Source organism: Chryseobacterium indologenes (assembly GCF_018362995.1).
Classification (GTDB): domain Bacteria; phylum Bacteroidota; class Bacteroidia; order Flavobacteriales; family Weeksellaceae; genus Chryseobacterium; species Chryseobacterium indologenes_G.
In genome coordinates, this window is record NZ_CP074372.1 from 1,834,764 (window position 1) to 1,858,346 (window position 23,583).

Annotated in this window: 22 protein-coding genes; 4 read left to right on the plus strand and 18 right to left on the minus strand. The window is 37.5% G+C overall.

What is annotated here, in order from left to right:
- Nucleotides 1-143 precede the first annotated feature (143 nt).
- Together DYR29_RS08255 and DYR29_RS08260 are read right to left on the minus strand one after the other, a co-directional pair.
- On the minus strand, nucleotides 144-635 hold the full coding sequence (locus DYR29_RS08255) for a DNA-deoxyinosine glycosylase (RefSeq protein WP_213280083.1): 492 nt from the start codon (nucleotides 633-635) through the stop codon (nucleotides 144-146).
- A 331-nt stretch (nucleotides 636-966) separates the two neighbouring features.
- Nucleotides 967-2,961 (minus strand): S9 family peptidase, encoded by a 1,995-nt coding sequence (locus tag DYR29_RS08260; protein ID WP_213280084.1) that lies wholly within the window; start codon nucleotides 2,959-2,961, stop codon nucleotides 967-969.
- A gap of 206 nt (nucleotides 2,962-3,167) precedes the next feature.
- Here DYR29_RS08260 and DYR29_RS08265 point away from each other — a divergent pair, with 206 nt between their 5' ends.
- Nucleotides 3,168-4,034, plus strand: a complete 867-nt coding sequence (locus DYR29_RS08265) for a chitobiase/beta-hexosaminidase C-terminal domain-containing protein (RefSeq protein ID WP_213280085.1) — start codon at nucleotides 3,168-3,170, stop codon at nucleotides 4,032-4,034.
- A gap of 50 nt (nucleotides 4,035-4,084) precedes the next feature.
- Here DYR29_RS08265 and DYR29_RS08270 read toward each other — a convergent pair whose 3' ends face one another.
- On the minus strand, nucleotides 4,085-4,429 hold the full coding sequence (locus tag DYR29_RS08270; protein WP_213280086.1) for a phage holin family protein: 345 nt from the start codon (nucleotides 4,427-4,429) through the stop codon (nucleotides 4,085-4,087).
- 118 nt (nucleotides 4,430-4,547) lie between these two features.
- Nucleotides 4,548-4,970: a PaaI family thioesterase gene (locus DYR29_RS08275; protein WP_213280087.1), complete on the minus strand. Its 423-nt coding sequence runs from the start codon at nucleotides 4,968-4,970 to the stop codon at nucleotides 4,548-4,550.
- A 185-nt stretch (nucleotides 4,971-5,155) separates the two neighbouring features.
- Between DYR29_RS08275 and DYR29_RS08280 the strand changes: the two genes are divergently transcribed.
- The 3 genes from DYR29_RS08280 to DYR29_RS08290 all read left to right on the plus strand — a co-directional run bounded on the left by DYR29_RS08280 (nucleotide 5,156) and on the right by DYR29_RS08290 (nucleotide 7,364).
- Nucleotides 5,156-5,581, plus strand: a complete 426-nt coding sequence (locus DYR29_RS08280; protein WP_213280088.1) for a hypothetical protein — start codon at nucleotides 5,156-5,158, stop codon at nucleotides 5,579-5,581.
- A gap of 210 nt (nucleotides 5,582-5,791) precedes the next feature.
- Nucleotides 5,792-6,646 carry a helix-turn-helix domain-containing protein gene (locus tag DYR29_RS08285; protein WP_213280089.1) on the plus strand — a complete coding sequence of 285 codons (855 nt, stop codon included), beginning with the start codon at nucleotides 5,792-5,794 and terminating at the stop codon, nucleotides 6,644-6,646.
- Between the two features lie 223 nt (nucleotides 6,647-6,869).
- Nucleotides 6,870-7,364 (plus strand): hypothetical protein, encoded by a 495-nt coding sequence (locus tag DYR29_RS08290; protein WP_213280090.1) that lies wholly within the window; start codon nucleotides 6,870-6,872, stop codon nucleotides 7,362-7,364.
- A 478-nt stretch (nucleotides 7,365-7,842) separates the two neighbouring features.
- Here DYR29_RS08290 and DYR29_RS08295 read toward each other — a convergent pair whose 3' ends face one another.
- The 14 genes from DYR29_RS08295 to DYR29_RS08360 form a co-directional block, all read right to left on the minus strand.
- Nucleotides 7,843-9,969 (minus strand): type IA DNA topoisomerase, encoded by a 2,127-nt coding sequence (locus DYR29_RS08295; RefSeq protein ID WP_213280091.1) that lies wholly within the window; start codon nucleotides 9,967-9,969, stop codon nucleotides 7,843-7,845.
- 388 nt (nucleotides 9,970-10,357) lie between these two features.
- Nucleotides 10,358-11,098 carry a M17 family peptidase N-terminal domain-containing protein gene (locus DYR29_RS08300; RefSeq protein WP_213280092.1) on the minus strand — a complete coding sequence of 247 codons (741 nt, stop codon included), beginning with the start codon at nucleotides 11,096-11,098 and terminating at the stop codon, nucleotides 10,358-10,360.
- 249 nt (nucleotides 11,099-11,347) lie between these two features.
- Entirely contained in the window at nucleotides 11,348-12,715 is a 1,368-nt protein-coding gene (locus DYR29_RS08305; RefSeq protein ID WP_213280093.1) for an alginate export family protein, read from the minus strand.
- Nucleotides 12,716-12,717: 2 nt separating this feature from the next.
- Complete coding sequence (locus DYR29_RS08310; RefSeq protein WP_213280094.1) at nucleotides 12,718-13,143, minus strand: DoxX family protein; 426 nt, start codon at nucleotides 13,141-13,143, stop codon at nucleotides 12,718-12,720.
- A 217-nt stretch (nucleotides 13,144-13,360) separates the two neighbouring features.
- Entirely contained in the window at nucleotides 13,361-15,133 is a 1,773-nt protein-coding gene (locus tag DYR29_RS08315) for an amidohydrolase (protein ID WP_213280095.1), read from the minus strand.
- 58 nt (nucleotides 15,134-15,191) lie between these two features.
- Nucleotides 15,192-15,881 (minus strand): hydrolase, encoded by a 690-nt coding sequence (locus DYR29_RS08320; RefSeq protein ID WP_047388066.1) that lies wholly within the window; start codon nucleotides 15,879-15,881, stop codon nucleotides 15,192-15,194.
- Between the two features lie 41 nt (nucleotides 15,882-15,922).
- Nucleotides 15,923-16,798 carry a pirin family protein gene (locus DYR29_RS08325; protein ID WP_213280096.1) on the minus strand — a complete coding sequence of 292 codons (876 nt, stop codon included), beginning with the start codon at nucleotides 16,796-16,798 and terminating at the stop codon, nucleotides 15,923-15,925.
- A 316-nt stretch (nucleotides 16,799-17,114) separates the two neighbouring features.
- On the minus strand, nucleotides 17,115-17,699 hold the full coding sequence (locus DYR29_RS08330) for a Crp/Fnr family transcriptional regulator (protein ID WP_213280097.1): 585 nt from the start codon (nucleotides 17,697-17,699) through the stop codon (nucleotides 17,115-17,117).
- Between the two features lie 10 nt (nucleotides 17,700-17,709).
- Nucleotides 17,710-18,021, minus strand: a complete 312-nt coding sequence (locus DYR29_RS08335) for a hypothetical protein (protein ID WP_213280098.1) — start codon at nucleotides 18,019-18,021, stop codon at nucleotides 17,710-17,712.
- A 146-nt stretch (nucleotides 18,022-18,167) separates the two neighbouring features.
- Nucleotides 18,168-19,778, minus strand: a complete 1,611-nt coding sequence (locus DYR29_RS08340) for a Na+/H+ antiporter (protein ID WP_213280099.1) — start codon at nucleotides 19,776-19,778, stop codon at nucleotides 18,168-18,170.
- 248 nt (nucleotides 19,779-20,026) lie between these two features.
- Nucleotides 20,027-20,647 (minus strand): alpha/beta hydrolase, encoded by a 621-nt coding sequence (locus DYR29_RS08345; protein ID WP_213280100.1) that lies wholly within the window; start codon nucleotides 20,645-20,647, stop codon nucleotides 20,027-20,029.
- A 5-nt stretch (nucleotides 20,648-20,652) separates the two neighbouring features.
- Entirely contained in the window at nucleotides 20,653-21,606 is a 954-nt protein-coding gene (locus DYR29_RS08350; protein WP_213280101.1) for a ring-cleaving dioxygenase, read from the minus strand.
- Nucleotides 21,607-21,981: 375 nt separating this feature from the next.
- Entirely contained in the window at nucleotides 21,982-22,278 is a 297-nt protein-coding gene (locus DYR29_RS08355; RefSeq protein ID WP_213280102.1) for a GNAT family N-acetyltransferase, read from the minus strand.
- Nucleotides 22,279-22,336: 58 nt separating this feature from the next.
- Complete coding sequence (locus DYR29_RS08360) at nucleotides 22,337-23,269, minus strand: ring-cleaving dioxygenase (protein ID WP_213280103.1); 933 nt, start codon at nucleotides 23,267-23,269, stop codon at nucleotides 22,337-22,339.
- Nucleotides 23,270-23,583: the final 314 nt, after the last annotated feature.

The following is a 23,583-nucleotide window of genomic DNA, read 5'->3' on the forward strand; positions in this document are numbered from 1 at the left end:
ACCTTTATAATTCTAAGAATTACATACAAAATTCAGATTCCTACGGAATGACAAAGTATACGGATAAATAAAGCGCCCTGTTTGTCATTCCGTAGGAATCTAGCTTTATACTCTCATTCCCAAACTCTCAAACTCTCCCACTCTCAAACCAAAAACTCCAGTATCCTCTTCCATTCTTCCAATTTCTTTTCAAAGGAAACTGTATGAAGCGGGCTTGTGGAGGGCAAAAGAAAAATGGGTAGTTTATAATTTTTCCCTAACAGTTTTTGTAAATTTTTATAGGATTTTCCTCCGTTACAGAAAATGGCTCTGACATTCGGGTGTTCTTCCAGCAGTTCAGCGATCTGGTTGGCTTCTTCATTTCTGATTTCAGAATCCAGGCTACCTTTCCGTTCACAGGAATCAATGACATCCCAAAGGGCAATGTGATGTTTCTTCAATGTTTCGATTCTTTGAGTATAATCTTCAGTAAATTCTTCGTTCAGCAATTCAAAGATGATTTTCCAGAATTTGTTCTGAGGATGCGCATAGTACTGCTGTTTTTCAAGTGATTTAACTCCGGGAATCGATCCTAAAATGATAATTTGGGACTGAGCATCAATAAGGGGTGAAAATGAAGAAATCCGGTTTTGCATATTCAAATATAGAAATTTAATTTATTTAATCTGGCTGGAAGCCGGGAGCTTGAAGAAGCAAGTTATTAAGGTTATGAAAACGGGTTGTCCATATTTTCATCTTTTTAAACAGTGATATGATTAATTTATGACAAGCTCTATAAATGTTAAGATTGACAGCAACTTCCAGCCTTCCTCTTCCAGCTTCCAATAGCCTGAATTTAATTTCCTAAACCCAACTCAGTTTATTAAATTGGCTAAAGCCATCGGAATTTAGGCATAAAAAAAGCGGGCTTCCTTCGTCTATGCTCAGGATAATAGCCCGCTATTATTTATTGATATTGTATTGATCTTATAAAGTTTCCTTCAGCCAATCGAAGAATTCTCTCTGCCATACCAATCCGTTTTGTGGATGAAGTACCCAGTGGTTTTCGTTCGGGAAGTAAACCAGTTTAGATTTTAATCCTCTTAATTTTGCAGCCTGGAAAGCTTCCTGACCCTGCTCGTAAGGAACACGGAAATCAATTCCTCCCTGAACAACCATGATAGGTTTGTTCCATTTATCAACGAAATTGCTTGGGTTGAATTCTGTGTATGCTTTTGGTTGTGGCTTTTCCCATGGTGAACCAAGATCCCAGTTCGCAAACCAAAGTTCTTCGGTAGTCAGGTACCATGATTTCATATCAAATAATCCATCATGCGCAATGAATGTTTTGAATCTGTTTTCATGAATCCCAGCAAGCATAAATACACTGTATCCTCCGTAGCTCGCTCCTACCGCTGCTACTCTGTCACCGTCTACGTAAGGTAACGTTTTTGCAAAGTCTGTTGCTGCCAGATAATCTCTCATCGGCTGGCCACCCCAGTCTCTTGAAATTTCTTCATTCCATTTTGTTCCCCAACCCGGCATACCTCTTCTGTTTGGAGCTACCACGATATAATCGTTGGCTGTCATCAGGGCAAAGTTCCATCTTACACTGAAAAACTGAGTAAGAGCAGATTGCGGTCCACCCTGGCAGTAAACCAAAGTAGGATATTTTTTGTTCGGGTCAAAGTTTGGCGGGTAATGGAACCAAACTCCCATTTCTTTACCGTCTGAAGTTTTCACCATTTTAAGTTCAGATTTCCCCTGAGCCAGCTTAGCATAGGTTTCTTTGTTAGCTTCAGTCACCTGCTTCATTTCTCCGTTTTTAACATTTACAGAGAAAAGTTCTGTTGCATGGTTTACGTCTGTTCTTCCTACTAAAAGTGAAGTTTTATTGTCTGTAAAGATTTCGTTTACATCAAAATCTCCTTTTGTAATCTGCTGTACTTTTGCTGATTTTGAATCCAGGGCAAAAAGCTGTTTTGTTCCTCTGAATGCTGCTGTGAAGTAGATCGTTTTTGAATCTGCTCCCCAAAATACATCTCCTGAAACACTTTCGTCCCATCCTGAAGTCAGATTAGTTGTCTTTCCAGACTTCCAATCCATGATTTTCACATCATTCTTATCTGCTTCATACCCATCTCTCGCCATACTCTGCCAGATCAAAGATTTTCCATCCGGACTGAATTTAGGATTTACATCATATCCTTTGTTGGATTCTGTAAGATTTTTGGTTGTACCTGATGCTAAATCGTAAGCAAAGATATCTGTATTGGTGCTTGTAGAATATTCTTTTCCACTTTTAGGTTTTGTAACATATAAAAGCTGTGCAGAATCAGCACTCCAGATAAAATCTTCAGCGCCACCGAAAGGTCTCTGAGGAGAATCCCACATTTTTCCTTCCAGCAGGTCTTTAGCAGATTCTGCTTTATCAGAAGTATTTACAACAAATACATGGTTGTATTTTCCTTCATTGAAATAATCCCAGTGTCTGTGGTTCAGGTCTGTATATACCTGAGCAGTCGTTTTAGGAGTATCAGCAAATTTATCTTTCCCCATTACTTTTTCTACCAATACCTGCTTGCTGAAAGCAATTTTCTTCCCATCCGGAGAGATAACAACATTATCAACTTCACCGATGGTATAAAATTCTGTCCAGGTTTTTCCTGCATCTTTAGAAAGATAGATTTTATCACCTTCCTGAGCATAGATCCCATTTTTATCCCATTGAATAAGGGCTTTTTTACCGAAATCAATTTTGGAAGACTGATTATTAAGAACATTCAGAAAATAGTTCTCGTTTTTTGTTTTCTCTGTTTTCAGATCTACCTGCCCTACTTTATAGATAAGAGAACCCTGATCCGGTGAAACAGCCTGTACCCCAACTTTTTTCAAAGTCCAAAGAATTTCAGGTGTCATTACTTGTTGTGCATTCATTAAAAGCGGAGCTGCCAAGGCCAGCAGACTGTACTTAAGTTTCATATGTTGATATTCTTTTTTTAACGGATGTACGGAATCCTGCTGATTTCGTACTCTCCTTTTATTAAACTCAAAGATTGCCAAAGTTAATATTTAAAATAAAAACGGACGAAAGAATTAACATTTAAGTTTTTTAAAGTTGAAAAATAATTGATTTATTATAGACAGATATTACTAATTTTATAAAACTAAACTAATACCCATTTTACATGAAAAAATTTCTACTTTTTTCTTCATTTTTTGTGTCCTCATTGTTTTTTTCACAACTCACAATAAGTCCCTTTGCAAGTCATTATGATAATCCTTATCAAGTCACTATTTCAGGAAACGGTACGATTTATTATACCACTGACGGAAGTACCCCGACCCTGAGTTCAAGCTCTGCACCCAACAACGTACAGATTCTTATTAGCCAAAATAAAGAAATCAAGGCGTTTCTGGTTGACGGACAGGGAAATTCTTCTGCGATCATGAGCAAAAAATATTACACCGGAATTATTCCTTCTGCGGCCATTTATTTTAAAGCACCTTCTACTTGGACGGCGGGAAGCTGTGTAATGGTTGACATGGTTAACCCGAATGCTGTCAACGGTTTTGCTATGGATACATTCTGGCCGGGAATAACGATGCAGCCTGCAGGGTGCGATTCATGGTACAAAACAACCAGAGATTTTGAAAATGCCAATCTGCGTTTTAATAACTGTACCCTTTTTGAGAATATTCCCCAAACCATCAGCACCAATCTTATTCCTGCGGGAAGTACTATATATTATGATTTTACAGATGGTGTCATAACGACTCCGCCTTCATGCTTATTTTTGGAAAGCCATGAAATCCTGTCAAAAAACAACAATGTTTTGATCAAAGTATATCCGAATCCTGTTTCTGATATTTTAAAAGTAAATACCGACCGCCAGTTCCGGGAGTATGAGATTATAGATATCAGTGGAAAAGTTCTTTTAAAGGATCTGTTTACGAAAGAAATTACGATCAGCCATCTTATTTCAGGAAACTATTTTCTAAAACTGAAAGATTCAAAGGGAGATCTGGTTTTACTTAAATTTATCAAAAAATAAAAAAATCCGCTCGATGAGCGGATTTTTATGTTGATATGTTGTGATTTCAATTAATCTCCATCCGAGAACATTGAGTTCGCCAGAGAAGTTACAATTGATAATAATATACTGAAGATAAATGCCCACCAGAAGCCGTCTACCACCATACTATCTATGAAGTAGTCTGCAATCAGGATAATTCCGGCATTGATTACCAAAGCAAAGAATCCTAAAGTAAGGATCGTCAACGGCAGGCCAAACAGACTTAAAACAGGCTTTACAAATATGTTAAGAACCCCAAGCACAATCGCGAAGATAATGGCTGAAGAAAATCCTTCAAAATGTACTCCCGGTAGAATTTTGGTTAAAAGATAAGCAATAATTGCTGTGATAAATAGTCGGATAATTAAGTTCATTGTGATATTTTTTAATGTTTATGGGGGATATGGAGCAAAAGCCATTCCATTTCGAAAAAAAGAATTCCTTGAAACCCTTTATTTAAGGAATATTTTGCCTGTTATTTGCCCAAATCGGTTATTTTATTTTCATCATAGTGACCAATGAGGTCGCCACATGACTTTCTGATTCTGAACCTTCATTCTGAACATAGATTTCCGTTCTTACCACAATGATTTTTCCTCCGCCTTTGATGACATAGGATTTTGAAACCAAAGCGTCTCCCATAGCAGGACGAAGATAATTCACTTTCAATTCAACAGTTACCACATAACAGTCTTCCGGATAATGACTTACTGCTGCATACCCTGAAGAAACATCCACCAGAGAAGCGATCATAGCCCCGTTGAACATTCCTGCTTTTCTGGTCATCATTTCCATTTTAGGAATCTTCATGGATATAAAATCAGTTTCTACTTCCAATAGTTCTGCTTTATAGAATTGCAAAGTTTCCGAGCGGTTGAAACTGTCTGTGATGAGTTTTCTTTTCTCTGGTGTCATTATTTTTTGAATTTATATGTAAAGGTAGAAATTGATTTAAAGATTAAAGAATTTAAAGATTAAAAATTTCCAGCCGTAAGAAACCTTTTAGATATTGGAAACCCTGTAAGGTTTGGTGGTGTGTGGTTTGTCCAGCAATAATTAAAATTTTTCAGTTCAAAAGATTAGTTTTGCAGGAAAGCTTTATGATGGGTTTAAAAAGGTTTTTCCAATTTTTAGGTTTAGTTGCATGTTCCAGTTTTCAGGCGCAAACCCTGCATTTGTATGGCGGTGCAGATCAGGATCAATATCTGGGATGTTTAAACTGTGATAACTTCGATAAGAATTCGATATGGAATAAGTTTAGCGACTACGGAAATGTATTCAGTTCAAAATCAATCTGGAATAGGTATGGAAATTATGGAAGTACCCACAGCACCTACTCTCCATGGAATGAATATGGGGCTTATCCTCCGGCAATCGTTGATCAGGATGGAAATTTCTTTGGTTTTCTTACCGTGAATCCTTACAAATCTGAAAGATCCGAACTGGAATTGGCTGTGATTTTATGCAAGCATCATGAAGAGATGAGAGGTGATGTTGGCGGATGGTATGAAAAATTGTTCCGGTAAACCACCCCGTCAAAATTTTTTTACTTTTCGCACCCTCCGGAGATGAGGAATTTTCACGTCTTCAGTTGAGATATTTTATTGGAATAAAAGGTATGAAAAGTATAAGGCTGGATTCCTGCGGAATGACAAAGTGTACGGATAGACTACTTTTTACAAGAAAATTTTAATTAACTTTCCCATGGTTCTTTTTCAAAACGAAACCCTTTTATTATGCTGAATGATTACAAAAAATACGAATTATTTGGAAAGACCCTGATACAGAAAATTGATATGACGGGGCCATTCAGATATGATTTTCCGGTTTCGGAACAGGCCTGTTTTCTGTATGTGATCAAAGGAGAATTTCAATATAAAACAGATGAGCAGGAATTTAACGTTCCAACCCATTATTCCCTGTTTCTGAACTGTATCAGCTCAGGAAAGCATATTCAAAATTCAAATTTAGAAAGTAACTGCCAGGTCGTCATTGTAACCTTCTACCCTGATATCCTGAAAAGAATTTACGACAGAGAGTTGCCTTCATTACTGCAGAGACCTGTAAACATGGTTTCAAATCAATCCAGTGAGAAAATAAATAATGATTTTCTGATTCAAAAATATGTAGAAGGATTGCTTTTTTACTTTGAAAATCCTTCGCTCATTAATGAAGATATATTAATTCTTAAGCTAAAAGAGATCATGTTATTGCTGGCTCAGTCGCAGAATGCCAATGCAGTTCAATTGATTTTGTCTCAACTTTTCTCTCCAACCACTTATTCTTTTAAGCAAATCATTGAAGCCAACTTGTTTTCGCAGCTCACCATTGAACAGCTTGCAGAAAAAAGTAATCTGAGTATCTCATCCTTCAAAAGAGAATTCGCAAAACTTTATGAGGATACTCCTGCCAATTATATAAGAAACAAAAAGCTGGAAAAGGCCGCCGAACTACTTTTAATATCCGATGAACGGATTACTGATATTGCCCTTGACTGTGGGTTTAATGATCTGGCAACTTTTACAAAAAATTTCAGCGATAAATATCATATTTCCCCTTCAGCTTATCGTCAGGAACGGAAAGAAAAATAATTGGAAAACTATTTTTACAAATTATACACGCATTTCTTATCAATAGGAAATGCTTTTTTTTGAACTAAAATCTCAAATTCTTGAACGAAATCACAAAATTATTTCTGTGTATCTATCGCAAATTTGTACCATCAGTTTCAGGGAATAAATTTTCTCTTCAGATGCCATAAAAGCAAAAAAAGAATAAGAAACTGAATGAGTATACATTTAAAATAATATCAATATGAATCTATCGATTTTAGGAATTTTTCATACCATCATTGGTATAAGTGCTCTTGCCGGAGCAATGATCGGATTTATCAAATATGGTAAGATTAACCTTGCTCATCTATCCGGAAAGGTCTACTTTTATGCTACGCTCATCACATCACTTTCAGCATTGGGCATTTCCAAAACCGGAGGTTTTAATGCGGGACATGCGTTCTCATTATTTATCATTATTTTGATCTCTGTTGCCTATTTCCTGTTCTCAAGTAAAAAGGAAAGCAGGAGAGCCAGATATTTTGAGAATTTTTTGCTGTCATTCAGTTTTTTCCTGTCCCTTGTCCCAACGATTAATGAGACTTTTACAAGGGTTCCCATTGGGCATCCTTTAGCTAAGGATATCAAAGATCCGATTATTAGTCAGACTCTACTTGTCTTTTTTTTGCTTTTTGTAGCTGGATCAATTTTTCAGTTTATGAAGCAGAGGAAGGAGAATGTGGGAATTTCAGGATGATAGTGTGTTCAAAAAACGGTAAACCACCCCGTCAAAAATTCTTTGAATTTTCGACACCCCTCCAGTGGAGGGGAATTTTTACGTCTTCAGTAGAGGTATTTGTATTATGATAAAGACTGTGAAAGTATAGAAAAATAGGATGGATTCCTACGGAATGACAAATACAATGCTTGGTTTATCCATACAGTTTGTCATTCCGTAGGAATCTCTGTATAAATGAATAACCGGAGATTGTTGGAAAACGCAAAGGCGCAAGTTGTTCCCAAGTTGTCTTTTTAAGGCGCAAAGATTTCATCTCCGATAAAATATAATACTGTCTAAAATTGTATCGTCTGTATCTATGAAGTTACAGCCGTTATTTTTATTATCTTTGAAGAACAATGCTCATTTAACGTACATTAAATGCTACCGCGTTTGACTGCCAGTCAAAAGGTCACGGGTTCGAATCCCGTATTCTCCACTTAATAATGATATTTGATTAGCTGAGTTGTGTCTGAAAATCGTCAGTCAAAGTCAAAACACCTTCGGCAATAGCTTCCGGATGGGTGGTAAAACCTTTTAATTTTGAAGTTTTTCCTTTTAAAACAAGATCTAAAAGCTGTTTATCCGATAGCTTTTTACCAAAAATTTCAAAGGTGATTTTAAAACCACAATTTTTGAAATCGGAACATCCTACCGCTGTTTTTCCTTTGATTAAATTATGTTCTTTACATTTCGGACATTTCGTTTCTTCCCAGGACTGAAGTTCTTTTTTCTGTGCAGGTTCTCTTTTTTTCTTCTCTTTTACCTCTTCTTTTTCTTCTTCCTGAAGGGTAATCACTTTTCCTTTTCCGTACACTACTTTTTCGGTAAGTTCAGTAACCATCTGGATCAGTTCTTCTTTGAAAAGGTTGGCTTCATACTCCCCTTTTTCTATTCTACGAAGTTTGGATTCCCATTCACCAGTCAGTTCCGGACTTTTTAAAAGTTCGTCTTCGATGGTATCAATCAACTGAATTCCGGTTTGGGTAGCGATGAGGTTTTTCCTTTTTTTCTCGATGTATTTTCTTTTGAAAAGGGTTTCAATGATATTAGCGCGGGTGGATGGTCTTCCGATCCCGTTGTTCTTCAACATTTCACGCAGTTCTTCATCTTCAACCTGTTTTCCGGCCGTTTCCATTGCTCTCAGCAAAGTTGCTTCCGTGTAGGGTTTTGGAGGCGTGGTTTTTCCCTGGTGAATCTTTGGATCATGTGGTCCGGTTTCTCCTACAATAAATTCTGGAATGGTTTGTTCTTCTTCTTTTTCTTTGTCCTTATCCGTGGTTTCTTCTTTAGGCTCTTTGGCATAAACGGCTCTCCATCCTGCTTCAAGAACCTGTCTTCCGCTGGTTTTGAAAGGAATGGTTCCTACTTTTCCTTCTACCAACGTATTGGAGATTTTACACTCCGGATAGAATACAGCAATAAAACGTTTTGCAATCAGATCATAGATCAACTTTTCTTCCCTGCTCAGATTTTGAGAAGGTGGAATTTCCGTAGGAATGATGGCATGGTGATCCGTTACTTTTGTATCATCGAAAACAGCTTTTGATTTTGGAATCGGAGCTTCCAGTAATGGAGCAATCAGATCCTGATAAGGGTACATTTTTTGAAGAATCCCTGCTATTTTCGGGTATAAACTATCTGATAAGTAGGTGGTATCTACACGCGGATAGGTTACGTGCTTCTTTTCATAAAGGCTTTGCACATAATTCAATGTATTTTCCGCTGAATATCCATATTTTTTATTGGCTTCTACCTGAAGTCCGGTCAAATCAAAAAGCCGTGGATTTTTTTCTTTTCCTTCTTTAATTTCAAAAGAAACGATTTCAAATGGATTTACTTTAAGGTATTCCAGTCCTTTTTCAGCCCGTTCCAATGTTTTTAAACGATCGATCGCCGCATTGAAAATAACATCACGGTATTTGGTCTTCAATTCCCAATATTCTTCTGTGGTAAAGGCATCAATTTCTTTCTGACGCTGAACCAGCATAGCCAATGTCGGAGTCTGTACCCTTCCAATGGAAAGAACAGCTTTATTGCCACCAAATTTCTTAGTAAAAAGTCTGGTAGCATTGATTCCCAATAACCAGTCCCCTATGGCTCTGGCATTTCCCGCCAGGTACAGATTTTTATAATCTTCTGCAGGTTTTAAACTTGCAAAACCTTCTTTAATAGCATCTTCCGTCAATGAAGAAATCCATAAACGCTGAATGGGTTTGTTGCATTTTGCCTTCTGCAATACCCAACGCTGAATGAGTTCTCCCTCCTGCCCGGCATCCCCGCAATTAATGACCTCATCACATTCTTCGACCAATTTTTCAATAACTTTAAACTGATTTTCAACGCCTTTATTCGGGATTAGCTTGATTCCAAAACTGTTGGGAATAATAGGCAGTGAAAAAAGATTCCAGGATTTGAACTGCGGACCGTAATCGTGAGGCTCTTTCAGGGTGCAAAGGTGTCCGAACGTCCATGTCACGCAATAGCCGTTCCCTTCCATATAGCCCTGTTTAGGCGTGGTAGCGCCCAATACTTTGGCGATATCTCTGGCAACACTGGGTTTCTCGGCAATACATAATTTCATGAACTCGGGTTTATTGAAGGAGTGCAAAAATCGGGAATTTTTTTGACTTTTCAAATTTAGTTAAGGGTTGAGGGTTTTAAGCTGGAAGTGAGTAAATTAGATTCTACATTTATTAAGATATTTTTTATAAAGTATACTATCAATCTATTTAAACGCAAAGTTTTAATATTTTTTTAAATTCTAAGGGAGCAAAGATGAAATCAATTTCATTGATTTTTATAAGCTTGTGATTATTCTTTCGCTTCATCAGCAACTTAATTGTAATTCTTTTTTCCCCTTAAATAAATAATCCCAATTACTTATTTCTTACCAGATATGTAATTATATTTATGTAAAAAGCCCCCTTAAAAAGGAGGCCGAATCAACAATACTAATGAAACTAAGTTCATTATTTTTTTTGGACTTCTGAAATGGCATCGGCAATTCCTCCGCCTGCGGTTTCAAAGAAAGCAGGACCAGCCAGAAGGTATACTTTTTCTAATTTTTTTGTAGTGGATAGTTTGTGTTCTTTCAGGTAATTTTCAGAGCGGTTGGCGTGTACTATTCCTTTTACTACGTTTCCTGCTACCAAAGCGGTTGGAGAATCTATTCCTGCATCTTTCAGATCACTGGCAAATGCAAAATCAGTAACACCTAATCTCATCGCTTCACGAGCAGCCACTTCACCTACGGAAGTCATTAAATCAGGGGTAAACTTGTTACGGTCACCTAAACCGATCAACAATAATTTCTTTGCAGACATCGAACCTGCAGGAGGCGTAATCAAAAGAGTTTCTAAAGAATGTCCCTGGAACTGTCCTGCTTTTCTGATGTTGGTTAGTTCTCCTTTTAAAGCTTCATCCAAATGAACTAATCCATTCAGTTTTGCGGGTAAAGCCTGAGCATTAAAGATGTCTCCTTCTGTATATTCAAACACACAGGCTACCTGAAGCTGGGCATCAGCGGATGAAGGTCCCTGTACCAATCCTACCATGGAGATTCCGTCTACAGTTCCCCATGTTTTAGAGGTTCCGATGGCTGTTGTCTTGGCAGGTGATGTAGTAGTTGTTTGCGCAAAGCTTAGTGTAGAGAAAGCTAAAGCGGTGATTACTACTGAGTGTCTTAACGTGTTTTTTAGTGTATTTTTCATGAGATTTATTTTTTGTTGTTGCTTGTTGCTGGTTATTTTTGTTGCTTGTTTTTGTTGACGCAAAGGCGCAAGTTTTTTTTAAGGCCTATGTTTTTAAGGTGCGAGTCGCTTCGCTCCGGTGATTTGTTTTTTCAAAGGTAGTTTCTGTGATGGAGAGGTGCATTGATGTGGGGTAATTTTTGTTGCGGGGTTCGGGATGCGAGTTTTCGGGGTTCGAACTGCGGGATATTCTTGCGGATATATATTTTTTTAAAATTTAAATACAATTCTGGAATTGATAAAGAGTCCGTCTTTGTGGTTGTCTATCACTTCATTGATGAAGGCTCCTGTGTTGAAATACTGTATTCCTGTATTAAAGGTTAAAAACTTATTGATCTTATAATTAAAGCTTCCTAAGAAAGCGGTTCCAATGTATCTCTTTGTTGAGTTGGAAGATGGCAGGTTTAATGTTCCGCTGGGTCTGTAAATTCCGTCCTGGGTAGAATATCTCCAGTTGAAAACAACATCTGCCTGAACGGTTATTTTTTCACTCAAATCTATAGTTGCATAGGGATGAATATCAATTAAATTCACAGGGCCGATCTGTGGATTGAATCCAAAATACCCTCCTTTCGGATACAGAGGATTGAATGTTCCCAGTTTGCCGTCTCCTTTATTGCTGTCACCCGAGATATAATCGTTTCTAAGATTGATGGTGGGTTTTCCTTTTACATTTTCAAACATATACCCGATGTCTGCAGAAGCCGTCCATGCGCTGATATTCCCTTTATTAAAATTACCGAACTGATAAGCAGCTTCAAAATTGTAGATAAAACCACCGCCATATCTCCAGAATCTTCCTCCTAAAGTATGTCTGTTTTCATCAGAGATTCCATCTTCAAAACGTACATCTTTTCTATGAATTCCTAAATAATATAACTCCAGGTTTCCGCTTCTGGGAATAATCAAAGTGTTGTAACTTCCCCAAAGATTGATAGATTTTGAAGATTTGTTATCAAATGCTCCGGGACTGATTTCACTGGCAGCCATCATAAAGGCATCGGATCTGAAGTTTCCTCTTTTGTACATGAATTTCAATCCGTCAAAATAGAGTCTTAAATTGGGACCTTCTCTTACTGAGATGAGTCTTCCGCTTCCATAATCAAGTTCCTGTCTTCCTGCACGCACTGTCAGTTTTTCTTTCTCATTTTTCAGGATATCTACATCAATGAAGAGATTCTGAATATTCAAATGATCTTCATCAATCGGTCTTGGGCCATTCTTTCTTCCGTTTTCCCATGCACTTCTCACCTGTCCGAAAATTCTTACCCGTGAGCCCAGATGCAAATCTGCATGTACATTGTATCTTTGAATCAGAAAAGGATTACTTCCAATGTCCATTCTCCCCCAATCTTCATTATTAAAATCTACAAACTCCAGTCTTGCTTCTCCTCCCAATGACAGATAATTATTATTTTTTTCGGCAAGCGGAATATATTTTATGGAATTATAAAAAGTCTTTGCAGAGTCTTTGTATGCAGCATAATCTTCATCAAACCTCATCAGTTTGAACTGTGCAGAAAGCTGAGCTTGAATAAAAATCTGTAACAAAAATGCAATGGCAATCAGTTTTTTCATGATTATTTCTTGGTTAAAAAATTATCAACTGAATATCTGCCAGCCCCCATAAACAATAAAAACAGATAACATAAGCTATACATGAAAGGAGTATCTTTCACCAGTAATGCATCGTTCCAATGAAGGATAAAATATCCTGTAAGCGTCACCGCCAAGATGGGTAATACTGCAACTCTTGTGAAAAAGCCAAAGATCACAAACACCGGGAATACCAGATTGGCAGCGTCTGCAAAAAGACTGTTGAAAGCTTCAGGAAGGTGCAGCGGGTTCGGAACCTGCTCTGCTTCTGAAACACCTATTCCTAATTTTTTTAATCCGTGAGCTACGATTAATTCTGTAGAAAGTAAGACTCTGAAAACTAAAAGTGCAATGTCTGTTAATTTTCCTGACGGATTGGTATTGGTGATAATATGGATTAGCTTTTTCATGATTTAAATGGAATTTTTAAGAGTGAGTTTGACCGAAATGATTTTGTTTAACCGCTGATTACACGGATGAGCACAGATGATTGTGGATATTTTATACTGTTGATGGTTTTGCGTGTAAGACCACCCCGTCAAAAATTCTTTGAATTTTCGCCACCCCTCCAGAGGAGGGGAATTTTTACTCCTTTAGTTGAAATATTTGTGGCTTTTATGGTTTACATTATTTGGTTTGATAGCCTCCGTAGTATTTTACAGGTGACCAGTCCGGGATAACCGGAAGGGGTGCAGGAGCAACGGTTTTGTAAGTGTCATCTCCGTACACTACTTTTCCGTCTACAATGGTCAGTTTTGAAGTGATGTTTTTAATTTCTTCATCATTGACTGTGAAATAGTCTTTGTCCAAAATGGTAAGGTCTGCAAAATATCCCTTCTGTATTTTTCCTTTCTGATAGTCTTTTATTAATTCATATCCGCCATAGGTAGAAAGTGATAAAGCTGTTTTTCTGTCTAAGGTATTTTCTTTACCCATTACCTGGTTTCCTCCAATTGTTTTTCCTGTCGTAATCCAGTATAAAGCAACCCATGGATTGTAACTTGCTACTCTGGTTCCATCTGTTCCCAATCCTACAGGAATTCCCATTTCCAGCATTTTTTTCACTGGTGGAGAAGCTAAAGCAGGCTTTTTACCGTATCTGTGGATGAAACTTTCTCCCTGATAAGCCATTCTGTGCTGTATGGCAATTCCGCCGCCCATTGCTTTGATTCTTTTCATATTGTCTTCAGTAACAGTTTCAGCGTGATCAATAAACCAGACTAATCCGTTCAAAGGAGTTTCTTTGTTGACCTCTTCAATGACATTTAAAAATCTCGTGATACTTTCATTATAAGTGGCGTGAATTCTGAAAGGCCATTTATTTTTAACCAGAAGACTTACGACCTCTTTCATATTTTTCTCCATGGTTGCTGGAAGTTCAGGTCTTGGGAAAAGGAAATTTTCAAAATCTGCTCCATCAGACACCAGGTTTTCCCCTCCTCCGTTAACGTGATAATCTATTTCGTTGAAATCGTTGTGACCATGATCGTCAATTTCTACCATTCCGATCCATTTGGTGTAGTCTGCAAGTTCGGAACCTTTCTTCTGAGCAAATAAATAGTAAGGTAAACGAACGGTAATTTTTCCTTCTTTATTCAACTCGTCTGTTGTTCCGTAATCATCGGGGAAATTTTGAAATCCTCCTCCTGCATCCATTACAGCGGTTACGCCTAATCTGTTAAGTTCCGTCATATACTGAAGGGTAGAATTTATTTTTTCTTCTTCTTTCAACTCCGGTAGTTTCGCCAATGTTGAATAAAGAATAAATGCATTAGGTTCTGCCACTAATAAACCTGTAGGATCTCCATTGTTGTCTTTCTCAATTAACCCCTGTGCAGGATTAGGTGTCTCTCCGTTGATATTGAGTTCTTTTAATCCAGCTTTGTTTAACCATGCTTTTCCATAAAGGTACATGACAAAAGTGGGTACATTTCCTGTTGCTTCATTTATTTCAGCCAGGGTAGGAAGTCTTTTTTCTTCAAACTGATATTCATTCCAGCCTCCAATCACTCTTACCCATTGTCCTTTTGGGGTTCTCTGAGCCTGTTCTTTAAGCATTTCCAAGGCTCTTTTTAAGGATTTCACTCCATCCCAGCGAAGTTCCGTATTATAAAATCTACCACCGCGAATCACATGCAGGTGACTGTCAAACAATCCAGGGATCACTCTGTTTCCTTTGGCATCAATAACTTTTGTATTGCTGCTTTTTAATTTTAAAATCTGGGTGTTCGTTCCGGTTTGTAAGATTTTATGGTCCTTTATAGCTACGGCCTGTACTTCGGAATTTTTATCATCCATTGTTGTGATCTTCCCGTTGGTAATGATCATGTCTGCCTTCTGAGCGTTCAGGATTCCTGTTCCTAAGACTGTGGAAAGTATAAGTGTATTCAGTAATTTCATTATTTCAATATTTAAGGTTGAAGGTTTCGGCAGGCTTTCAGCCTGCCGAAACAGACCATTAGTGTTTTAACATTTCCTGAGCATACTGAATTCCAATACCGTAAGCCCCACCGTGTTTTTTCATCAGATCATTAACCGGTTTGTAGGTTTCTTTTCTGGCCCAGTCTCTCTGAAGTTCCAGTACATACTGAACAGAAGTAATAGGATGTGCTCCTGCCTGAACCATACGCGTGATTGACTGATCATGAGCTTCTTTAGAAATATCCCCTGAAGCATCTGTTACCACATATACATCATAACCTTCATCAATAGCTGATAATACTGGCCCTACGATACATACACTTGTCCATAATCCGGCGAAAACCAGTTTCTTTTTATTCTTTCCTGTAATGGCTTTGTGAGCATTAAGGTCTTCCCAGGTATTCATCGTAGTTCTGTCTACATATCCGCTTGTTGCTTCAGGATATACTTCTGAAATTTCAGGGAAAACAGGTCCGCTGAATGATTTTTCTGCCACTGTTGTTACCACTGTAGGAACATTAAAAATCTTTGATCCTCCGGCTACAAGTGCCACATTGTTTCTTAATTCTTCCATGCTGATGCTTTTTGTTGCAAAAGCCATCTGTCCTTCATGGTCTATCAATACCACAGCATGATTGGTAGGATTTAATAATGATTTTCCAGGATTTTGAGCTGACGCTGTTAAGGATAATAAGCCAGCTGCAAAGGATAGGATTAATTTTTTCATAATGATTTAATTTAAGGGTTGTTACTTCTGTTTAATTTGTATTATAGTGTCATTGGTACGTCCATTACAAGGATTTCTGTACCTTCTTTTAATGCTTTTATATTGATATTCTGGATATCCCAGACTCCGAATCCATCACGTTCTTCCAAAATCTCTCCGCCTATTTCTGCGCTTCCTTTAAGAATGAATACATAGGCACCGTTTCCTTTTTTCCTGATCTGATAAGGTGTTTCTGTATTCTGATCAAAAGTTCCCAGATGAAACCAGGCATCCTGATGAATCCATACTCCTTCATCATCTGCATTGGGGGAAAGGATCTGCTGAAATTGATTATGTCCTTTCGCTTTGTCTAAAGTGATCTGATCATATCTTGGCGTAACATTTCTTTTTTTCGGGTAGATCCAGATCTGAAGGAATTTTACAAGCTTATCACTGTTTTTGTTGAATTCGCTGTGCATGATTCCGGTTCCTGCACTCATCACCTGGATGTCTCCGCTTCTGATTACTGCCGTATTTCCCATGCTGTCTTTATGTTCAAGATCGCCTTCCAAAGGAATACTGATGATCTCCATATTGTCGTGAGGATGTGTTCCAAAACCTCTTCCTGCTTCCACTTTATCGTCATTCAGAACTCTCAGTACTCCGAAGTGCATTCTTTCAGGGTTATAATAATTGGCAAAGCTGAAAGTGTGCTGGCTCAAAAGCCATCCGTGGTCTGCTTTTCCTCTTGAGTCTGCTCTGTGGATGACAGAGTTTTCTTTTATTTTTGATTCTGTATTGGGAAGATGATTGTATCCGATTGGTTCTAGTGGTTCAATCTCATCGATCTCATTTTTCATAGTGTTCGCCAGAGAAGCTGATGCTACAAACATTCCTGTTCCCAATAATCCTTTCTTTAAAAAATCTTTTCTGTCCATATCAGATTGTTATTTGTTCTTGTTTGATAGGACAAATTTAGAGAGACCGGAAACCCTGCACATTTAACTAGTTTAATAAATGAGTTTAAAGCAAAAAAAAATGCCGGATACTTTTGTATCCGGCAGTATGATGATATTTAAAGTTCCTGGGAAGTCTAGAGTATTTGATAATAACCCTGTTTAGATTCCTACGGAATGACAAACTGTATGGAGAGAGAAAGCGTACTATTTGTCATTTCGTAGGAATCTCACTTTCTTATCAGTATTAATTATTGAGTTGATAAAATAAAGGAAAGGAGTCTTAACATCTGAAAGATTATTTTTCCTTTGAGGCAAGTCGTTTTCTGATGGTGCTTACAAACTCTTTTGAAACACCAAGATAGGAAGCGATGTAATACTGTGCTACTCTTTGTGGAATTGAAGGATATACTTTGATGAATTCAAGGTATCTGTCTGATGCAGTCTTGGAAATGGTATTTACCAAACGGCTCTGCAATGTCGCCAGGTTTCTCTGAACCAGCATTCTGAAAACTCTTTCGAGTTTCGGAATTTCCTGCAGCAATTTTTCTTTGGTTGCAGGATTCAGCATATAGATTTCCGAATCTTCCAGCGTTTCAATATATACTTTTGAAGGCTTCTGTTCCTGAAATGAGGCAATATCACTGATCCACCAGTCTTCGATGGCAAACAGCAGCGTAACTTCAGTACCAGCATCATCCAAACAATACATTCTTATACATCCTTTGTGAATATAACCTTCAAACTGGCAAATCTCTCCTTCCCTCAGTAAAATGGTCTTCTTAGGAAATGACTGACATACCAGCAGATCTGTAAATATTTTTTCTTCTTCGGGAGTGATTGAGATAAATCGTGTAATGTTTTTGATGATATTTTCGAACATAATGTCAGGTTTATCCCTGCAAATTAGGAAAAAGACTGTAAACTTCATTCTTTAAAAGTCCACTTCCTCCTCCATAATGATCGATTACTTTAACATCTTTATCTAATCCTGCACAAAATATTTTAATATCTTTTTCAAAATCTTCCTCAAGCCCGGAACTTAAAAGAACAATATCTACGGGGGTCTCTTTTATATATTCGTAGCAGAAATTTTCATCACTTTGTATTTCGGCAGTCCAACCTTCGTTATTTTCTATAATTCTTTTTAAAGTATCGAGAATTTCCTGATTCTTTCCGATAACTAAAAAATGTAATGTTTTCATTTTGTTCACTATTTATATTGTTGATTAAGGTAAGAAACATTTGAGTAAAAAGTACATCTCTTATACAATCCGTAACAATTCATACCCTTCAAACTCGCTAACCCGAATCACGTATCTCTTATCCCGAAACCCGCATCTCGCTCCCTCTACAAATGTTTGTTCCCTGTAATTTTTAATTCGTTCAGATCCAATTGGGATTCTGCTTTTCTTATCTCATCTTCACTGAAGCGTTTTTCACGTTTCATCCGGAACAGTTCTTTTCTCTGCAGGGCAAATATATTCAGCATTACGTTGTGATATTCTTCCATATCGTTTCGTCTGTTGGTACACATTTCCAAAGAACTTAAATGATTCTGATGAAGTTGGATATCAGTTTCCAAAGCTTTTTTAAAATTCTTAAGCAGACTATTGCTGTTCACCAATTCATTATATTCTTTATCAAGTTTTTGGACGGCAAGGTTATCCAGCCTCATTTGAATTCCGGCCTGCTGTTCGTGAGAAGGAAGAATAGGATCAATCTCTTCAATTTTTGTCAGCCTGATCACCAAAGGCAGTGTCAATCCCTGAAATACCAATGTCACAAAAATGACCACAAATGTGATAAAAATAATCAGGTTTCTCATCGGAAATTCGGCCTGACTGTTCATCATTACCGGAATGGACAAGGCTGTAGCCAAAGAAACAACACCTCTCATTCCTGCCCATCCTATAATCAACGGATTTTTCCATCCCGGACTCGGATCACGGCGGGCTTTTTCACTCAGCCATCTTGGGATATGAGCTACAGGATAAATCCATAACAGACGTACTGCAATGACGATCAAACTTATAATTAAACCATATTTGATACCTTCCATTAATGAAATTTCTCCCAATCCATTGATGATATCCGGAAGTTCCAGCCCTATTAATACAAAAACCAAAGCGTTCATTACAAAGATCAGGGTATTCCAGACTCCTGTCATATTAATTCTTGTGGTTCCTGTTTTAAAAATTTCATGAGCACGGAATGACATAAATAAACCTCCGCTCACCACAGCCATTACTCCTGAAAAATGAAAATGTTCTGCAGAAAGAAACAGAATATAAGGTGTAATTACTGTAATGGCAGCATCAATGGCAGGTGTAGTAGGTAAAAACCGGTGAATGGCATAAAAAACATGAGCCCCTGCAATTCCTATTACAATTCCCATCCCTGCTACCAGGAAAAACTGTCCTGTTGCTTCATGCATTGAGAAAGCTCCTGTCATTACCGCAGCCAAAGCAAATCTGAAAACAATCAGTGAAGAAGCATCATTAATCAGACTTTCACCTTCCAATATCGCAAGAGTGCGTTTTGGAACTTTTAATCCTTTTAAAACCGTTGTGGCAGCAACTGCATCCGGTGGTGAAACAATTCCTCCCAATAAAAAACCTAATGCCAGGGTAAATCCGGGAATCAACATCTGTGAAGTATAGGCAACCACCAGCGAGGTCAGAAATACCAGACCAAAAGCCAGCAGACTGATGGGACGTTTCCATTTCCAGAAATCATTCCATGAAGTATACCAGGCTGCTTCGTACAGAAGTGGAGGTAAAAAAATTAAAAATATGATCTCCGGATCCAGCTTTAAAACAGGAACTCCGGGAATAAAACTAATCCCTAATCCGGCAAGCACCAAAAAGATAGGATAAGCAATTTTAATCCTTTGTGCCAGCATGACCAGCATCATGACGAGTAATAAAAGTCCCAGTATTAAAAGTAGTTGTTCGTGCATAGTTTTTTAGAAGTTTGATTTCAGATCTGGTTATCTAGGTTTTGGCTAAAGCCAGTGGTTTTTGTTTTTTTTGTAAGGCGGGCTAAAGCACACCGCTATTGAATGTTTATTAATTTATTTAGATTCCTACGGAATGACAAATAGTACGCTTTCTTTCTCCATACAGTTTGTCATTCCGTAGGAATCTCACCATTACTTAAACACTTTAAGCATTATTAAAAATTATAAATAATTCAAAGTAAAAATACTTATTTAAATAGTATTGAATTCGCCAATTCCATTTCTTCCTCATTAATAGAGTGTCCGAAATTGGCATATACTTTTTCTGTTACCTCAGCATTCATTTCTCTTAAAATATTGGCTGTAGCATATACTCTTTCTACAGGAACATGAAAATCGGGATTGCTGGTTCCCAGAAAAACAGGGGTTCCGGCAAAATCTCCTTTATAGTTTTCACGATTGATCTTATCTCCTATCACTCCACCAATAATGGCTGCTGCTCCACCGAACTTCTGAGCATTACGGGCCAGAAACTCAAGGGTAAGACAGGCGCCCTGAGAAAATCCGAAAAAGTATATATTTTCTGGTTTAATTCCTGCTTTTACAGCTGCATTTACTGTTTCCTCAACCATTTCAATGGCTGATGACAACCATGGTTCGTTTTGTTCTACCGGGGCTATAAATGAAAAAGGATACCAGGTGTGATTCAAAGCTTGCGGGGCTAATAAAGCATAGTCTTTTACATTTAAATGTTGAGATAAACTCAGAATATCCTGAGAGCTTCCTCCACGTCCATGAATCATAATCAAAGCTTTTTCTGCCTGATTCAATGGAATTCCTGCTGTTTTTATATTTAAAATATGACTCATTATTTCTATCTGAATTTTTCTGTTGGATAATTAATTACGGGAAGAACTTCTGTCAGACGTTCTCTTCTTTTTTCAAACTGCGGCGGCAACTGAAGATCTTCTCCTAAAAATGCGGCTTCTTCATCTACATCGAACCCGGGGCCTGAAGTGGCAATTTCAAACAAAACGCCACCCGGCTCTTTAAAATATACTGAGGTAAAATATTTTCTGTCTTTTACTTCAGTATGCTCCAGACCATATTCATTTAAGCGTTTTACCATTTCAAGCTGAGATGCTGCATCAGGAGTAGCAAATGCTACATGGTGAACGGTACCTCTTCCTGCCAATCCTTTCAATGCACTGGGTGTAGAAAGCAGATCTACATATTTTCCCGGCATATTGTCTGTCCCCAATCTCAGTCTGTCAGGAGTTTCCTTAATTACTTTATGATCCATCTGAGTGGTCAGAAGAGCAGCCGTTCTTTGATAGTCATCCTGCCAGATTTCTACGTGATGGATTCCTTTAATAGCATAATCTTTGGGAATATAACCGTTGTAATATCCTTTTCTTTCGTCCTTATCATTAAAAACCAACTCCAGACCCAACCCGTCAAAATCTTCAAGATAAATAAAAACTTCATCCGAGAATCTTTGCTGCGGCTGTTTAAAAGGAATATTAAACTGTTCCAGACGGTTCACCCAATAATCCAGAGCATCTATAGAAACTGAAAATGCCGTTGTATTGAGCATTCCTTTACCATGTCTGCCGTTGATCAGATCCTTACCATACGGAAAAGTAGTCATGATCGTTCCCGGTGTTCCATATTCGTCCCCGAAATAAAAATGATAAACATCCGAGTAATCAAAATTAACCGTTTTTTTGACTAATCGAAGTCCCAAAACTCCGGTATAAAAGTCTATATTTTCCTGTGCATTTCCGGTAATTGCCGTAACGTGATGCAGTCCTGTGATAAGTTTCATTGTGTTGATAATTGTTAATTGATTATTATGATAGCATGCGAGATTTCGAGATTTGGGGTTCGGGGTTCGGGGTGATACTTTCGAGAGCAGTTTTATTCATCTTTTGTCTTTCACCTTTGTTTTTAGCTTGAGACTCTCAACCCCTCTTATCCTCAAATCCCAAATCCTCAAAATGTCAAGATTCTTTTACAAAAGGTTACATAAAAAATTTAGATTCCTTCGGAATGACAAAGTGGACGGATAGATAAACTGCATAGTTTGTTCATTCTGTAGGAATCTACACTCCCACCCTTGTACTCTCATACGCTCTCGCCCTCTTGGCCGAAAACTTATTCACCCGAATCCTGAAAACTCGCATCCCAGCTCTCAAACTCACTAGAGTTCTTCCTTCAACCAAACATCATTGTATTCTTCCGGATGACGTTTAAACTGTGCATGAACATACGGACACAGCGGCAGAATCTTTAAATCATTTTCTCTTGCATAGGAAACCAGTCTTTCCAGTAAGATTTTAGCAAAGCCTTTTCCTTCATATTCCGGATTTACTTCAGTATGATAAACCGTCAGCTTTTTTCCAATGACTGAAATATCCATTTTACCTGCTTTTTTATCGTCTGAGAAAAGCTGGATCTCTCCTTTTCTTCCTTCTAAAACTATTTCTGTTCTTTCCATTTTTTTGTTTTTAATTCTTAATTCAAAATTAGCATCTTTATCAGTGCTGGCCGATGATCTATGATAAGTTCGGAAGTACTCCTTCTATTTTCTCACGCATTCCTTCATACTGTGCAGGAAGCTTCAGATTGGTTCCCAACTCATTCAAAGGTTCATCTACTGTAAATCCTGGATTATCGGTTGCAATTTCAAATAAAACTCCTCCCGGCTCACGGAAATATAATGAATAGAAATAATCTCTGTTGATCTTCGGAGTGATGCTCAATCCTGCAGATAATGCTTTCTCACGGTATTCCATCAGAACGTTGTCATCTTTTACCCTGAAGGCAATATGGTGATTGGTTCCGGCAGCATTTCTTCCCGCAGGAATGGTATCATTTTCAATAATATCGATAAGATTGGCTGTATCGATGGCATCAGTGGCGAATCTGTATCTTTCTCCTTCCTGTTTCTGCAAATTGTACCCTAAAACATCAGTCAGAACTTTGATTGTAGGATCTGCTTTTTTTAAGGTTAAAGTTACATTATGAAACCCTTTCAAGGCATATTCATCTTTAATATCATCAGTTGTCCATACCTTTCTGTTATCTTCACTTGCAGGTTCTATAAACTGTAACTGAAGACCGTCCGGATCATTGAAAGAGATCATTTTTTCTCCAAAAACTTCTCCTTCATTCACGTTTATATTAAAACTTTGCAAACGGTTTTTCCAGAATTCAAGGCTTCCTTTGGGTACTGAATATCCAATATGGGTAGCCATTCCGCTTCCATTATTTCCTTTTCCAATTCCTTCCCACGGAAAGAAAGTAAGGATGGTTCCCGGAGTTCCGTTTTCATTTCCAAAATAGAAGTGATACGTTCCCGGATCGTCAAAATTCACTGTTTTTTTCACCAGTCTTACTCCTAAAACCTGAGTATAAAAATCTAAATTTCTTTTGGCGTTGTCTGCTATTGCAGTAATATGATGCAGACCTAATATTCTATTGTCCATTGTCTTTAATTTTTATGCTAAATTACAGTGAACAGAAATGCTGCACATTTAACTAGTTTAATAAATGCAAATGCTTTATTCCGGCTAACATTCTTATTATACTTTTAAAATAAGAATGCAAAATAATCTTTACACAATTCTTAAAAATTTCAGTTTATTTTATCTTTTCCACAACATCAATTACGATATGATTTCAGCATTATTTGAATAGAAAAATATAAAACGAATGTATTTTTCAAAAAATAAATTGAAAATTAAAACACACAAAGATATGATTTACAATACATTAAATCATTAACAATAAATTAATATTT

Excerpts from the sequence above, each read along its gene's own strand:
- DYR29_RS08255 (WP_213280083.1), bottom strand. The coding sequence starts at position 635 with ATGCAAAACCGGATTTCTTCATTTTCACCCCTTATTGATGCTCAGTCC.
- DYR29_RS08260 (WP_213280084.1), bottom strand. The coding sequence starts at position 2,961 with ATGAAACTTAAGTACAGTCTGCTGGCCTTGGCAGCTCCGCTTTTAATG.
- DYR29_RS08265 (WP_213280085.1), top strand. The coding sequence starts at position 3,168 with ATGAAAAAATTTCTACTTTTTTCTTCATTTTTTGTGTCCTCATTGTTT.
- DYR29_RS08270 (WP_213280086.1), bottom strand. The coding sequence starts at position 4,429 with ATGAACTTAATTATCCGACTATTTATCACAGCAATTATTGCTTATCTT.
- DYR29_RS08275 (WP_213280087.1), bottom strand. The coding sequence starts at position 4,970 with ATGACACCAGAGAAAAGAAAACTCATCACAGACAGTTTCAACCGCTCG.
- DYR29_RS08280 (WP_213280088.1), top strand. The coding sequence starts at position 5,156 with ATGATGGGTTTAAAAAGGTTTTTCCAATTTTTAGGTTTAGTTGCATGT.
- DYR29_RS08285 (WP_213280089.1), top strand. The coding sequence starts at position 5,792 with ATGCTGAATGATTACAAAAAATACGAATTATTTGGAAAGACCCTGATA.
- DYR29_RS08290 (WP_213280090.1), top strand. The coding sequence starts at position 6,870 with ATGAATCTATCGATTTTAGGAATTTTTCATACCATCATTGGTATAAGT.
- DYR29_RS08295 (WP_213280091.1), bottom strand. The coding sequence starts at position 9,969 with ATGAAATTATGTATTGCCGAGAAACCCAGTGTTGCCAGAGATATCGCC.
- DYR29_RS08300 (WP_213280092.1), bottom strand. The coding sequence starts at position 11,098 with ATGAAAAATACACTAAAAAACACGTTAAGACACTCAGTAGTAATCACC.
- DYR29_RS08305 (WP_213280093.1), bottom strand. The coding sequence starts at position 12,715 with ATGAAAAAACTGATTGCCATTGCATTTTTGTTACAGATTTTTATTCAA.
- DYR29_RS08310 (WP_213280094.1), bottom strand. The coding sequence starts at position 13,143 with ATGAAAAAGCTAATCCATATTATCACCAATACCAATCCGTCAGGAAAA.
- DYR29_RS08315 (WP_213280095.1), bottom strand. The coding sequence starts at position 15,133 with ATGAAATTACTGAATACACTTATACTTTCCACAGTCTTAGGAACAGGA.
- DYR29_RS08320 (WP_047388066.1), bottom strand. The coding sequence starts at position 15,881 with ATGAAAAAATTAATCCTATCCTTTGCAGCTGGCTTATTATCCTTAACA.
- DYR29_RS08325 (WP_213280096.1), bottom strand. The coding sequence starts at position 16,798 with ATGGACAGAAAAGATTTTTTAAAGAAAGGATTATTGGGAACAGGAATG.
- DYR29_RS08330 (WP_213280097.1), bottom strand. The coding sequence starts at position 17,699 with ATGTTCGAAAATATCATCAAAAACATTACACGATTTATCTCAATCACT.
- DYR29_RS08335 (WP_213280098.1), bottom strand. The coding sequence starts at position 18,021 with ATGAAAACATTACATTTTTTAGTTATCGGAAAGAATCAGGAAATTCTC.
- DYR29_RS08340 (WP_213280099.1), bottom strand. The coding sequence starts at position 19,778 with ATGCACGAACAACTACTTTTAATACTGGGACTTTTATTACTCGTCATG.
- DYR29_RS08345 (WP_213280100.1), bottom strand. The coding sequence starts at position 20,647 with ATGAGTCATATTTTAAATATAAAAACAGCAGGAATTCCATTGAATCAG.
- DYR29_RS08350 (WP_213280101.1), bottom strand. The coding sequence starts at position 21,606 with ATGAAACTTATCACAGGACTGCATCACGTTACGGCAATTACCGGAAAT.
- DYR29_RS08355 (WP_213280102.1), bottom strand. The coding sequence starts at position 22,278 with ATGGAAAGAACAGAAATAGTTTTAGAAGGAAGAAAAGGAGAGATCCAG.
- DYR29_RS08360 (WP_213280103.1), bottom strand. The coding sequence starts at position 23,269 with ATGGACAATAGAATATTAGGTCTGCATCATATTACTGCAATAGCAGAC.